The sequence below is a fragment of the Streptomyces erythrochromogenes genome, assembly GCF_040684695.1.
Classification (GTDB): domain Bacteria; phylum Actinomycetota; class Actinomycetes; order Streptomycetales; family Streptomycetaceae; genus Streptomyces; species Streptomyces erythrochromogenes_C.
The window spans coordinates 79909-91574 of record NZ_JBFBGM010000020.1; the positions used below are offsets into that span (position 1 = coordinate 79909).

General features: G+C 74.4%; 12 protein-coding genes. 4 read left to right on the forward strand and 8 right to left on the reverse strand.

All coding sequences use genetic code 11. From position 1 onward, the window contains the following. Window positions 1–6: 6 nt before the first annotated feature. From AB0O53_RS26445 to AB0O53_RS26455, 3 genes are all read right to left on the reverse strand, one after another. Window positions 7–1077, reverse strand: coding sequence for a lytic polysaccharide monooxygenase auxiliary activity family 9 protein (locus tag AB0O53_RS26445; RefSeq protein ID WP_365198725.1), 1071 nt, complete (start codon window positions 1075–1077; stop codon window positions 7–9). 235 nt (window positions 1078–1312) lie between these two features. After that, the gene (locus AB0O53_RS26450) at window positions 1313–1795 is read right to left on the reverse strand and encodes a ribonuclease FAU-1 family protein (RefSeq protein WP_350998424.1); all 483 of its coding nucleotides are present in this window, start codon (window positions 1793–1795) and stop codon (window positions 1313–1315) included. Then, window positions 1780–2733 (reverse strand): GNAT family N-acetyltransferase, encoded by a 954-nt coding sequence (locus AB0O53_RS26455; protein WP_365198729.1) that lies wholly within the window; start codon window positions 2731–2733, stop codon window positions 1780–1782. Before AB0O53_RS26455 ends, AB0O53_RS26450 begins: the two co-directional genes overlap by 16 nt. 71 nt (window positions 2734–2804) lie before the next feature. On the opposite strand from AB0O53_RS26455, the gene AB0O53_RS26460 reads away from it, so the two are divergent. Then, window positions 2805–3194 (forward strand): GntR family transcriptional regulator, encoded by a 390-nt coding sequence (locus tag AB0O53_RS26460; protein ID WP_350998419.1) that lies wholly within the window; start codon window positions 2805–2807, stop codon window positions 3192–3194. A 160-nt stretch (window positions 3195–3354) separates the two neighbouring features. On the opposite strand, the gene AB0O53_RS26465 is transcribed toward AB0O53_RS26460, so the two are convergent. After that, window positions 3355–4449, reverse strand: coding sequence for a DUF5925 domain-containing protein (locus AB0O53_RS26465; protein WP_350998416.1), 1095 nt, complete (start codon window positions 4447–4449; stop codon window positions 3355–3357). A gap of 199 nt (window positions 4450–4648) precedes the next feature. On the opposite strand from AB0O53_RS26465, the gene AB0O53_RS26470 reads away from it, so the two are divergent. After that, window positions 4649–5458: an SGNH/GDSL hydrolase family protein gene (locus AB0O53_RS26470; protein ID WP_403137699.1), complete on the forward strand. Its 810-nt coding sequence runs from the start codon at window positions 4649–4651 to the stop codon at window positions 5456–5458. Here the strand turns inward: AB0O53_RS26470 and AB0O53_RS26475 are convergent. Then, complete coding sequence (locus AB0O53_RS26475) at window positions 5428–7158, reverse strand: serine/threonine-protein kinase (protein WP_365198734.1); 1731 nt, start codon at window positions 7156–7158, stop codon at window positions 5428–5430. The two genes, AB0O53_RS26470 and AB0O53_RS26475, sit on opposite strands and share 31 nt — an antisense overlap. 290 nt (window positions 7159–7448) lie before the next feature. Here AB0O53_RS26475 and AB0O53_RS26480 point away from each other — a divergent pair, with 290 nt between their 5' ends. Continuing rightward, window positions 7449–7718, forward strand: a complete 270-nt coding sequence (locus AB0O53_RS26480) for a hypothetical protein (protein WP_172671376.1) — start codon at window positions 7449–7451, stop codon at window positions 7716–7718. Between the two features lie 82 nt (window positions 7719–7800). On the opposite strand, the gene AB0O53_RS26485 is transcribed toward AB0O53_RS26480, so the two are convergent. The 3 genes from AB0O53_RS26485 to AB0O53_RS26495 all read right to left on the reverse strand — a co-directional run bounded on the left by AB0O53_RS26485 (window position 7801) and on the right by AB0O53_RS26495 (window position 10866). Beyond that, window positions 7801–8997 (reverse strand): CaiB/BaiF CoA transferase family protein, encoded by a 1197-nt coding sequence (locus AB0O53_RS26485; RefSeq protein WP_365198737.1) that lies wholly within the window; start codon window positions 8995–8997, stop codon window positions 7801–7803. A 103-nt stretch (window positions 8998–9100) separates the two neighbouring features. Next, on the reverse strand, window positions 9101–9889 hold the full coding sequence (locus AB0O53_RS26490) for an ABC transporter permease (RefSeq protein WP_365198740.1): 789 nt from the start codon (window positions 9887–9889) through the stop codon (window positions 9101–9103). Then, window positions 9886–10866 (reverse strand): ATP-binding cassette domain-containing protein, encoded by a 981-nt coding sequence (locus AB0O53_RS26495; RefSeq protein WP_365198743.1) that lies wholly within the window; start codon window positions 10864–10866, stop codon window positions 9886–9888. The genes AB0O53_RS26490 and AB0O53_RS26495 overlap by 4 nt, the downstream gene beginning before the upstream one ends. 73 nt (window positions 10867–10939) lie before the next feature. Between AB0O53_RS26495 and AB0O53_RS26500 the strand changes: the two genes are divergently transcribed. Continuing rightward, the gene (locus AB0O53_RS26500) at window positions 10940–11665 is read left to right on the forward strand and encodes a TetR/AcrR family transcriptional regulator (RefSeq protein WP_365198746.1); all 726 of its coding nucleotides are present in this window, start codon (window positions 10940–10942) and stop codon (window positions 11663–11665) included. The last annotated feature ends 1 nt before the right edge of the window (window position 11666 follow it).

The following is an 11666-nucleotide window of genomic DNA, read 5'->3' on the forward strand; positions in this document are numbered from 1 at the left end:
GTTCGACTAGCGGCCGTGGCGGCCCGCCGTCGTCGCACGGCGGCGGGTCACCGCGAACAGCACGCCCGCGCCGACGGCCAGGGCGCCGGCCCCGGCGATCGCGATAGAGGGGGTGGCGCTGTTGCCGCCGGTCTCCGCGAGGTTGCCGCCCGCCGAGGAACCCGAACCCGCCGGGTCCGCCGGGTGTGCGGAGGCCGGCGAGGACTGCGACGGGAGCGGGGCGCCGGCCGCGCCGTTCGTCTTCGGGTCGTTGTCGCCGTGGCCGTTGTGCTCCACCGAGGACTTGCCGGCGCCGTCGGAGATCTGCTGGTCGGTCGGGGCGGAGGGCTTGTCCGACGGCTTCGACCCGTTGCCGGTGCCGTCGCCGGACCCGGTGCCGGACCCGGTGCCGGTGCTGGGCCTGGTGCTCGGCGCGGTCCCCGTACCGCCGTTGTCCTTGCCGAAGACCACGTCCGAACAGGTGTAGAAGGCCTCCGGGCTGTCGGAGCGCTGCCAGATGCTGTAGATCAGGTGGCGGCCGGACTTGTTCGGGACGGTCCCGGAGAACACGTAGTCGCCGTTCTGCATGCCCGGGTCGGTGGCCTTCGCGAACGGCGCGGGCTCCAGGTCGGACCACTTCAGCGGCTTCGACGGGTCGTAGCCGTCCTTCGTCACGTACAGCTCGAAGGAGCCCTTGTGCGGGGCCGTGCCCTTGTAGCGGAAGGTGTGCGGACCGGCGGACATCGGGCTGGCCGGCCAGTCGCCGCGGGCGAGGTCCAAGCCCCGGTACTTGTCGTTGCCGGCCGAGCACAGCCGGCCGTTCGGGATCAGCGTCCGGTGGTTCCCGGCGGCGTTGGCGATGTTGACGGCGTTCCAGTCGTAGAACGCCTGGGTCCCGCTCGCGGCGACCGCCGCCTTGCACGCCGCCGACTTCGGCGACTCCGGTCCCTCCGCGTAGCACGCCGCGACCCGGCTGACCGGATCCGTCATCGAGCCGTGGGCGGCCGCGGGAACGGCGGCGTACGCGGCCAGCGCGAGCGGGGCGAGACCGGCGGCGGCGATACGGATCGGCGTCACGGTACGGCGGCGTGCGGGCATGAGTGGATCTCCTTCGGGCAAAGGCGGGGGCGCGCCTGCGCAAGCGGGCTCGGCGGCGCCGCCCCCCGGCGGCGCCACGACCGGCCCTTCCTGTCCTGGCCACGCCAAGCTAGCCCCCGGACCACGCCTTTTCGCCGTACGGACCCCCCGGAGGAGGATCCTTAGGCTCCGCTTAAGGAGGGGGAAAGCGCGGCATCAGGAACCGTCCCCGGCCCGCGCGGGAAGGCCGCCTCAGCTAGGGAAGAAGCGCCGCCAGGCCCGGCTCCGAGTGGGCCTGGTCGTCCAGGGCGTCCAGGGCGCGGACGGCCTGGGCCGCCGCCTCCGGGTCGCTCGTCGCGAGCCCGCTCTCGGCGAACTCGTCCTCGTCCAGCCGCAGTACGGTCGCCCCGTCCGCCGAGACCCACAGGTCGAGGTCCAGGTCCTCCACGATGATCTCCCCGCTGCTGACGTGGACCGGGCGCGTCACGTCGCAGTACCAGCCCTTCAGGACACCGTCGCCCGTGCGCACCTCCTTGACCGCGTACCAGCGGGTCCGCCAGAAGTGCTCGGTGAACACGTCGCCCGGCTCGAAGCGGACGAAGCCGAAGTCCCGTACGCCCTCCGCGGCCCACGGGGCCCGTACGGAGATGCGGTCGCCGTCGTCGGCGACCTGCGTCGCCGGATAGCGGATCTTGGTCCGGCCGGCCTTGGTCAGGACGACGGTCAGCTGCTCGGCCACGGTGCCCCCAGCTTCCTCGTGTGGCGCGTCTCGGTCGCGCAGATCTCGTACCCGAACCACCGGTTGATGGCGAGCATCGGTTCGTTGCCGGCGTCGTTGCCGGTGAACGCCTCCGTGTACCCGGCCGCGCGGGCCCGGTGGAGGGAGGCGTTCTTGGCGAGCTTGGCCAGACCGCGGCCGCGGAAGGCGCGCAGCGTGCCGGTCATCGCCGAGCCGTAGCGGGTGGCGCCGTCCGTCCGGGCGGCGCTGAACGCCACGGCCTCCCCGTCGACCAGGGCGACGGTCGTCAGCTCCTTGTCCAGGGAGGGGTTGTGCCAGGTGTCGGCCAGCCAGTCCTCGTAGTCGTCGAACTCCGCCGCCACGTCGCCCGGCTCGTCCGCCGTCGACTCGGCGTCGATCGCGAACAGGGGGCGCGGGTCGGCGGCGAAGGCGGCCGCGGGCAGCAGCTCCACCCCGGCCGGGAGGGCGTCCGGGAGCGCGGGCAGCGCGGCCGAGGCCAGGTCCAGCCGCAGGAAGTGCGCCGAGCGGCCGGGCCGGTAGCCGTGCCGTTCGGCGAAGGCGCGGTGCGCGGGCTCGTCGAGGACCCAGGCGTACGAGTCCACCGCGCCCCGTGCGGCGAGGTGCTCCTCGGCCGCGCGCAGCAGGAGCCGGCCGGCGCCGAGGCCGCGGCGGGCCGGGTCGACGTACGCGTTGAGGTACCCCTGGCCGGGGCGCGGGCTGTCGTGGGCGATGCCGGCCTGGGCGCTGCCGACGACCTCGCCGTCCGGGGTCTCGGCGACGAGGACGCGGTGGTGCCTGGCGGGGTGGGAGCCGGCGAGCTCGTGGGCCACTTCCCCGGCGCTGGTGATCAGGAACGGCAGGGCCGCACGGCGCACCCGCACCACCGACTCCACGTCCCGGAGGTCGGCCGGACGGAGATCGCGGATCAGAACGGTCATGCGGCAGACGCTATGCGCGCCCGCACGCCCGGCGCCTCCCAATTAACCGCCGATGGTGGACAATCACCCCCGTGAGCTCGACGAACCTGAAGATCGCCATCGACGGCTCGGCCGGCTCGGCCGCCCCGTACGAACAGCTGCGCGCGCAGATCGCCGCCCGGGCCCGGTCCGGGAAGCTGCCGGCCGGCTTCAAGCTGCCGACCGTACGGGGGCTGGCGGAGGAACTGGGGCTGGCCGCCAACACCGTCGCGAAGGCCTACCGGGCGCTGGAGGCCGACGGGGTGATCGAGACGCGGGGCCGCAACGGGACCTTCGTCGCGGCGGCGGGGGAGGGCGCGGCGCGTGAGGCCGCGTCCGCCGCGCAGGCGTTCGCGGAGCGGGTGCACCGGCTGGGGCTGACGGAGGCCGAGGCGGTCTCCGCCGCCACCGAAGCCCTCCGGGCCAGGTACGCCGCGAAGTAGGCCGGCCCGTGCCCCGGCCTGCGGGGGCTCCGCCCCCGGACCCCCGCGCCTCAAACGCCGGCGGGGCTGAATTTCGGGCCCGCGCCGCGAACGCCGGCGCGGCTGAATTTCGGGCCCCGCGCCTCGAACGCCGGCGGGGCTGGATTCGGGCCGCCGGAGGCTAGAGGTAGAGGCCCGCCTCCGAGTGGGGCTGCGGGGGCAGGACCGCGGCCGGGCCCGTGCCGCGGCGCAGGGCGAAGAGTTCGGCGAGGGTGGCACCCTCGCGGGAGACGCCCTCGTCGGTGCCCAGCCAGTCCACCGCCTCGCGGTGGGTCAGCCGGCCGACCTCGATGCGGGCCAGGCAGCGCCCGGGGCGGACCACCGCGGGGTGGAGCCGTTCCAGGTCCTCGTTGGTCGTCACGCCGACCAGGACGTTGCGGCCCTGGCCGAGCAGGCCGTCCGTCAGGTTCAGCAGCCGCGACAGCGCCTGCCCGGCCGTGTGCCGGGCCTCGCCGCGGATCAGTTCGTCGCAGTCCTCCAGCAGCAGGAGCCGCCAGCGGCCCTTCGCCGTGCCCTCGTCCTCGCCGATCGCGATGTCCATCAGGTAGCCGACGTCGTTGAACAGCCGCTCCGGGTCCAGGACGCAGTCCACCTGGCACCAGTCCCGCCAGGACCGGGCCAGCGTGCGCAGGGCGGAGGTCTTGCCCGTGCCCGGCGGCCCGTGCAGCAGGAGCAGCCGGCCCGCGATGTCGTCCGGGGTCACCTTCATCAGCCGGTCCATGGCCCCGGCGACCGGCGCGGTGTAGTTGGGCCGCACCTCCGCCCAGGTCCCGGCCGCGATCTGGCGGGTCGTCCGGTACGGGCCGCGGCGCGGGGAGACGTACCAGAACCCCATCGTGACGTTCTCCGGCTGCGGCTCCGGCTCGTCCTGCACGCCCTCGGTGGCCAGGCCGAGCACGCCGGCGGCCAGTTCGTCGCTGACGGCCGTCACGGTGACGTCCGCGCCCCGGCTCCAGCGGGAGACGAGCATGGTCCAGCCCTCGCCCTCGGCGAGGGTGGCGCTGCGGTCGCTGTCGCGCGCCGAGCGCAACACCGTGGCCTCGGGCGGCAGGAGGGTCGCCTCCGCCTTGACCCGCTCGATCGACACGCTGTGCGAGTAGGGCTGCTCGCCCGAGGCGAACCGGCCGAGGAACAGCGCGTCGACGACGTCCGACGGTGAATCGCTGTCGTCGACGTTGAGCCGGATCGGCAGCGCGTCATGCGGGTTGGCTGGCATGGCGCCCATGATCCGGCACGAGGTGCCCTCGTGCACCCGTGTTTCGCCGGATCGGGTGCCAAGTTCCCTCTTCAAACGCAGGGCGGGTGAAGATTCGAGCCGTAACCCTGCTCCGAACATTCTTGGCATGGACACTTCCGGCAACCCCCGGCTGCTTGTACCAACAACTCAGGAGTAACCCCCACAAGGAGCCGCACACATGAGCATCAGCTTGTCGCGCTTCGCTGCCCTGACCTCCTCCCTCTTACTCGCCGCCACCGCCGCGCTGTTCGGTGCCGGCCAGGCGTCCGCCGCCCAGGCCGACTTCGGCTACGTCGCCCTCGGCGACTCGTACTCCTCCGGCCTCGGCGCCGGCAACTACGACGGTGCGAGCGGCAACTGCAAGCGCACCACCCGCGCCTACCCCGCCCTCTGGGCCGCGGCCCACTCCCCGCAGACCTTCGCCTTCACCGCCTGCTCCGGAGCCCGTACGGGTGATGTGCTCTCCGGCCAGCTCGGCCCCCTCAACTCCGGGACCGACCTGGTCAGCATCACCATCGGCGGCAACGACGCCGGATTCTCCGACGTCATGACGACCTGTGTGCTCCAGTCCGAATCCACCTGCGTCAACCGCGTCAACCAGGCCAAGGCCTACGTGGACTCCACCCTCCCCGCCCAGCTCGACCAGGTCTACAACGCCATCGACAGCCGGGCACCCGCCGCCCGCGTCGTCGTCCTCGGCTATCCCCGCTTCTACAAGCTGAACGGCACCTGCACGACCGGTCTGACCGAGGGTGAGCGCGCCGCCATCAACGGCGCGGCCGACCACCTCAACGCCGCCATCGCCAAGCGCGCCGCGAACCACGGCTTCACCTTCGCCTCGGTCGCCGGCTCCTTCACCGGCCACGAGATCTGCTCCGGCAGCCCGTGGCTGCACAGCGTCAACTGGCTGAACATCGCCGAGTCCTACCACCCGACCGCCGCCGGACAGTCCGGCGGCTACCTGCCCGTCCTCACCAACGCCGCCTGATCCGCCCCGCCCGCCTCCGGGGTCGCCCCGGCGCTCGCCTCCGGCGACGTCGGGGCTGCCGGGGGCGCCGGGGACGGGCTCGCGCCGGGGGAGGAGGCCCCGGCCGACGGGGTCGCCTCCTCGCACGTCACGGAGGTCGTCACCCACGCGGTGGCGACCTCCGCCGGTGCCCGCACCTCCAGCCGGACCGCGTCCTCGAAGACCTCGCCGGGCACGTGCGTCAGCTCGGTGTGCTCCAGCCGCCGGCTCTTCGGCCCGGCCGCCTCGTACGTGACGGACTGCCAGCCGGGCCCGGACGTCCGGCCGCTCCGGGTGGCCCAGCGGTACTCCAGTACCACCGGGACCTGTTCCACCTCGACGGTCGCGCCGAAGGCGGGCGCCTGCCCGGCGGGCGGCGGACAGCTCCCGCTGTACCGGGTGCGCACCGCGTCGACGTACACGGACACGTGCCGTCCCGCAGCCGCCGAGGCCGAGGGGGACGCGGGCGCGGAGGCCGAGGCGGTGGCGGGGGGAGCCGTGGTGGCGGCCGGTGCGGTGGCCGAGCCCGTCGGGGCGCCCCCGTTCCCGCCGCGGTCGGCCCTGTCCCCGAAGTCCTTGAGCAGGATCCAGCCGAGCGCGGCCAGGGCGAGCAGCAGCACGACGATGCCGACGACGAGCACCGGCCCGGCCGCACTCCCGCCCGAGCCCGCACTCCCGCCCGAGCCCCCGGCGTACCCGTTCGCCGGAGCCGGCCCGGGCCCGGGCGCGGGGGTGGGCGGCGCCGGGGGCCCGTACGGCCCGCCGCCGCCCCGCGGTTCGTGCCCGTGCCGGGCCACGGCCGCCGGCGCCGGGGCGCCCGGTCCCGACACCGGCCCGCCGGAGGCCCGTACGGCTCCGCCCGCGCCCACCACCCGCAGCATCCGGGCCGCCTCCGCGGCGTCCAGCCGCTCCGCCGGGTCCTTGCGCAGCAGCCCCGCCAGTACGGGTTCCAGAGGGCCGGCCCGGCGCGCCGGGGGCGGCTCCTCGTCCACCACGGCCCGCAGCGTGTCCAGCGCGGTGGCCCGCCGGAACGGCGTGACCCCCTCGACGCAGGCGTGGAGCATGATCCCGAGCGACCACAGGTCCGACCCGGGGCCGGGTTCGCGGCCCAACGCCCGCTCGGGCGCGAGGAATTCGGGGGAGCCGACCACCTCGCCCGTCATGGTGATGGCGGAGGAGCCCTCCAGGCTCGCGATCCCGAAGTCGCCGAGCACCACCCGGCCGTCGTTCGCGATCAGCACGTTGGCCGGCTTCACGTCCCGGTGCAGCACCCCCGCGTCGTGCGCGGAGCGCAGCGCGGCCAGGACCTGTTCGCCGATGTGCGCGGCGCGCTGCGGGGTCATCGGCCCCTCCGCCTCCAGCACGTCGGCCAGGGAGAGCCCGCGCACCAGCTCCATCACGATCCAGGGCCGGCCGTCCTCGGAGACCACGTCGTAGACCGTGACCACCCCGCGGTGCGAGACCCTGGCGGCGGCCCAGGCCTCCCGTTCCAGGCGCCGGTACATGCGCTGGATTCCGGCGGTGTCCAGGCCGGCCGGTGCGCGGACCTCCTTGACGGCCACGTCGCGGGCGAGCACCTCGTCCCGGGCCCGCCACACCACGCCCATCCCGCCGCGGCCGATCTGCTCCAACAGCCGGTAGCGGCCCGCGACGACACGATCGGAGTTGGATTCCTCACTCACGCGAGCCCCCCGAATGCTTCCGTGCGCCCATGTGTCATCGACCCGTCACTCCAAGTTAGCGCAGTGGGCGCCGAGTGGCTCCTGTCGTGACGAGACTCGTGCCGAGGTCTTCCGGAGCGTGATTTCCGCACCCGATCCTGTGCGGAGAGTAACGGTCGACTCCGCTGAGTAATCGTCAACTCCCCGTCGCCACAGGGGTAATTCACACCACCGGGATACCCGCGGGCAACGCGGGGGCGATAGGGTTAACCTGCCCGGGCCGGGTGCCCTCGTACGGGTGGGGAGAGATCATGGAACAGATAGCAATGCGCAGCAGGCCGCCTCGCGTGCCTGCCATCACCTGCGGCAGCAGTGCGACCAGTTCGCGCCTCGACCGCCATCTCGCCGTGCTGGGCGGACCTGCCGTCCCGCACCGGGAGGCCGCGGAGGCGACGCTGCTGATGCGCGAGCTCACCTCCCGCGACCACACGCACCGTCTGCGGAGCCGGAGCGCGCGCGTCTCGCTCTTCGCGCCGCTGCGCCGTCTGCGTCGCACGCTCTTCGGCAGCCGCCGCTCGTAGCAGAGCCCGCTCGCAGCGCACCCGCTCGCAGCACAACCCGCACCCGCGGCCGTTCGCCCTCCCGGCATCCGGCCACCCGGCCCTACGCGATCACACCGTCCCGGCGCAGTTCCGAGATCCGTGCGCCCGCCATCCCCAGGGCGCGCAAGAGGTCATCGGTGTGCTCGCCCAGCGCTGGCACCGCACCCATGTGCGGTGCCGCGCCGCCCGGCAGCCCGATCGGCGGCAGCAGGGCCCGCAGCGGACCGGCCGGAGATCCCACCTCCCGCCACCGGTCCCGGGCCGCGAGCTGCGGATGTCCGGCCAGTTGGGCCACCGAGTTCAGCCGCGCGCAGGCGATGCCCGCCGCCTCCAGCCGCCCGATCGCCTCGTCCGCGCCCAGCCGGCCCAGCGCCCGCGCCACGATCGCGTCGGTCCTCTCCCGGTTCTCCGTCCGCGCCGTGTTCGTCGCGTACGCCGGATCCTCGGCCAACTCGGGCCTCTCCAGTACTTGTTGCGCGAGCCGCCGCCACTCGCGGTCGTTCTGCACCGACAGCAGCACCCGGTCCCCGTCCGCCGTCGCGTAGGCGTCGTACGGGGCGATCACCGCGTGCGCGAGCCCCGTGCGCACGGGCTGCTCCCCACCGTGCATCGTGTGGTGCAGCGGGTGCCCCATCCATTCGGCGAGCGCGTCCAGCATGGACACCTCCACCCGGCCGCCGCGCCCGGTGACACCGCGGCGCAGCAGCGCGGCCAGCACCCCGGAGAAGGCGTACATGGCCGCCGCGATGTCGGCCGCCGGGATCCCCGCCTTGACGGGCTGCTCCGGAGTGCCGGTCACCGACACCAGCCCCGCCTCGCACTGCACGAGCATGTCGTAGGCGCGCTTGTGGGCGTACGGGCCCTGCGCGCCGTAGCCGGACACGTCCACGGCGACCAGCCGCGGGTAGCGGGCGCACAGGGCGGCCGAGTCCAGCCCGAGGCGGGCGGCGGCCCCCTGGGCCAGGTTCTGCACGAAGACGTCCGCACCGGCCAGCAGGCCGTGCAGCACCTCGCGGCCGCGCGGGTCCTTCAGGTCGAGCGCGATCGACTCCTTGCCCCGGTTCGCCCAGACGAAGTGCGAGGCGAGGCCGTGCGCGGCGGTGTCGTAGCCACGGGCGAAGTCGCCGCCGTCGGGACGCTCGACCTTGATCACCCTGGCGCCGAGGTCGGCGAGCTGGCGGGTGGCGAAGGGGGCCGAGACGGCCTGTTCGACGGCGACGACGGTGATGCCGTCCAGGGGCAGCGGTTCGGTGGTCATGGAGCCCTGCCTACCGGGTCGGGCAGGGGTCTGTCACCACCCGCCGGGCGAAATCCGCCGTTGATCGCCGAGGTGCGGCGCTCAGGAGGGCCCGGCGCCCGTGTCAGGCCCCGCCGCGGGCGAACCGGCGGGCGGCCAGGGGCGCGAACACCGCGAGGAGCAGCGCCGACCACAGCAGTGCCCCGGCCACCGGATGTGCGGCGGGCCAGGCGGCGTCCGCCCCGGCCCGCGCCCCGGCGTTCCCGCAGAGCTCGCGCACGGCGGTGGCCACCGCGCTGATCGGGTTCCACTCGGCGGCCGTGCGCAGCCACCCCGGCAGGCCGGCGGTCGGCAGGTAGGCGCTGGAGAGCATCGGCAGGAGGAAGGTGGCGCTGCCCAGTTGGCCCGCCGCCTCCTCGCTGCTGCTCAGCAGCCCCAGGTACGTGCCCACCCAGGCCGTGGCGAAGCGGAAGAGCAGCAGCACGCCCAGGGCGCCGAGCGCGCCGGGCAGGCCGTTCTCGATCCGCCAGCCCATCGCCAGCCCCACCACCATCAGCGGCACCATCGATGCGGCCGTGGTGAGCAGGTCGGCAGCGGTCTGCCCGAGCGGTACGGCGCCGCGGCTCATCGGCAGGGTCCGGAAGCGGTCCATCACCCCGCGGTGGGCGTCCTGCGCGGCCGTGAACATGCCGGTCATCAGGCCGTTCGCGGCCGTGGCGGCGAGCAGCCCGGGCACCAGGAACTCCCGGTACTCGGCTCCCGGCATGGCGAGCGCGCTGCCGAAGACGTAGCCGAAGAAGAGCAGCATCGCGATCGGCATGGTCTGGGTGAGGACCAGCAGTGCCGGTGCGTGCCGGGCCTTCTGGAGCCGGCCGGCGAGGACGGCTCCGCCGTCGGACAGCAGCGTGCTCATGCGGCGGTCTCCTGTTCCCGGCCGGCGGTGTCCGCCGCGGCGGGCACGCGGGTGAGGCGGAGGAACACCTCGTCGAGGGTGGGCGGGCGCAGGCGTGCGTCGGTGACCGGGACGCCGGCGGTGTCGAGCTCGCGGATGATCCGCGGCAGGGTGGTCGCGGAGTCCAGGACGGTCACGCCCACGGTCAGCCGTTCCTCGTCGAGCACGGGGCGGCGGCCGGTGAGCCGGTCGAGTACGGCGGCCGCGCCCGCGAGGTCCTCCCGGGCGGTGACGGCCACCTCGGCGCGGGACCCGATCCGGGCCTTGAGCCGGGCGGGAGTGCCGCCGGCGAGGACCCGGCCCCCGGAGACCACCGCGATGTCGTCGGCCAGCCGGTCCGCCTCCTCCAGGTACTGGGTGGTGAGCAGTACCGAGGTGCCCTCGTGGGCGAGTTCCCGCACTGCCGTCCAGATGTGTTCGCGCGCCGCCGGGTCCAGACCGGTGGTCGGCTCGTCGAGGAAGAGCACCCGGGGGCGGGTGACGAGTCCGGCGGCCAGGTCCAGGCGTCGCCGCATGCCGCCGGACCAGGTGGAGGCCACCCGGTCGGCGGCCTCGCCGAGTCCGAAGCGCTCCAGCAGTCCGTCGGCGCGGGAGCGGCCCGCGGAGCCCCGCAGTCCGGCGAGGCGCGCGAAGAGCCGGAGGTTCTCGCGGCCCGTCAGGTCCCCGTCCACGGAGGCGTACTGGCCGGTCACGCCGATGGCGCGGCGCACGGCCGCCGGGTCGCGGGTGACGTCGTGGCCGGCGACGAGGGCCCGGCCGCCGGTGGGCGCGGTGAGGGTGGTGAGGATCCGGACGGCGGTGGTCTTGCCCGCGCCGTTGGGCCCGAGGAGTCCGCACACCGAGCCCTCGGGGACGGCGAGGTCGAGGCCGCGCAGGGCGTGCACCTGCCCGTAGCTCTTCTCCAGACCTTCACTAAGTACAGCGTACGTAGTTGTCATGCGTGTCACCGTACCGCACTACGTACGGCGTACGTAACTAAGATGGTGTCGAGACGACGAGGTGATCTGAGCGATGACAGCCGGCGGGCGACCCGCTGAACCCGAAGTGATCTGGTCCCGCCCGCAGCGGGCCGGCCGCGGCCCCAGGCCCGCGCACAGCCGCGAGTCGATCGCGGCCGAGGCGGTGCGCATAGCCGACGCGGAGGGGATCGAGGCCGTCTCCATGCGGCGCGTCGCCGCCGGGATCGGCGCCGGGACCATGTCCCTCTACAACTACGTGCCGCGCAAGGAGGAGCTCTACGAGCTCATGGTCGACGCGGTCAGCGGGGAGTACGAGTTCACCGCGCCGACCGGCGACTGGCGGGCCGACCTGCTGGCCCTCGCCCGTCAGACGCGGGCGCTGATGCACCGCCATCCGTGGCTGCCGCGCCTGCTGACCCCCGTGTACGGCTTCAGCCCGAACGCGCTGCGCTACCTGGAGCACAGCCTGGAGTGCCTGGAGTCGCTGGACGCGCCCGACGCCGAGAAGCTGGAACTCGTCGCCGCCGTCAACGGCACCGTCGCCACCTACGTGGCGGGGGAGCTGGCGCTGGCCGAGCGGGCCCGCGCCCTGCCCTGGAGCGAGGGCGAGGAGCAGGCCGTACGGACGGCCTGGCTCGGCTCCCGGCTGGCCACGGGCCGGTACCCGCGGCTGGCGGCGGCCGTGTCGGGCACCGGCCCCGTCCCCGGGGCGGGCCTGGACATGGACGCGGTCTTCGACCGCTCGGTGACCCGGCTGCTGGGCGCCTGGGGGACGTAGG

Coding starts and splice junctions, on each gene's coding strand:
- AB0O53_RS26495 (WP_365198743.1), bottom strand. CDS start 10,866: ATGACAACTACGTACGCTGTACTTAGTGAAGGTCTGGAGAAGAGCTAC.
- AB0O53_RS26485 (WP_365198737.1), bottom strand. CDS start 8,997: ATGACCACCGAACCGCTGCCCCTGGACGGCATCACCGTCGTCGCCGTC.
- AB0O53_RS26470 (WP_403137699.1), top strand. CDS start 4,649: ATGAGCATCAGCTTGTCGCGCTTCGCTGCCCTGACCTCCTCCCTCTTA.
- AB0O53_RS26455 (WP_365198729.1), bottom strand. CDS start 2,733: ATGACCGTTCTGATCCGCGATCTCCGTCCGGCCGACCTCCGGGACGTG.
- AB0O53_RS26445 (WP_365198725.1), bottom strand. CDS start 1,077: ATGCCCGCACGCCGCCGTACCGTGACGCCGATCCGTATCGCCGCCGCC.
- AB0O53_RS26490 (WP_365198740.1), bottom strand. CDS start 9,889: ATGAGCACGCTGCTGTCCGACGGCGGAGCCGTCCTCGCCGGCCGGCTC.
- AB0O53_RS26465 (WP_350998416.1), bottom strand. CDS start 4,449: ATGCCAGCCAACCCGCATGACGCGCTGCCGATCCGGCTCAACGTCGAC.
- AB0O53_RS26500 (WP_365198746.1), top strand. CDS start 10,940: ATGACAGCCGGCGGGCGACCCGCTGAACCCGAAGTGATCTGGTCCCGC.
- AB0O53_RS26480 (WP_172671376.1), top strand. CDS start 7,449: ATGGAACAGATAGCAATGCGCAGCAGGCCGCCTCGCGTGCCTGCCATC.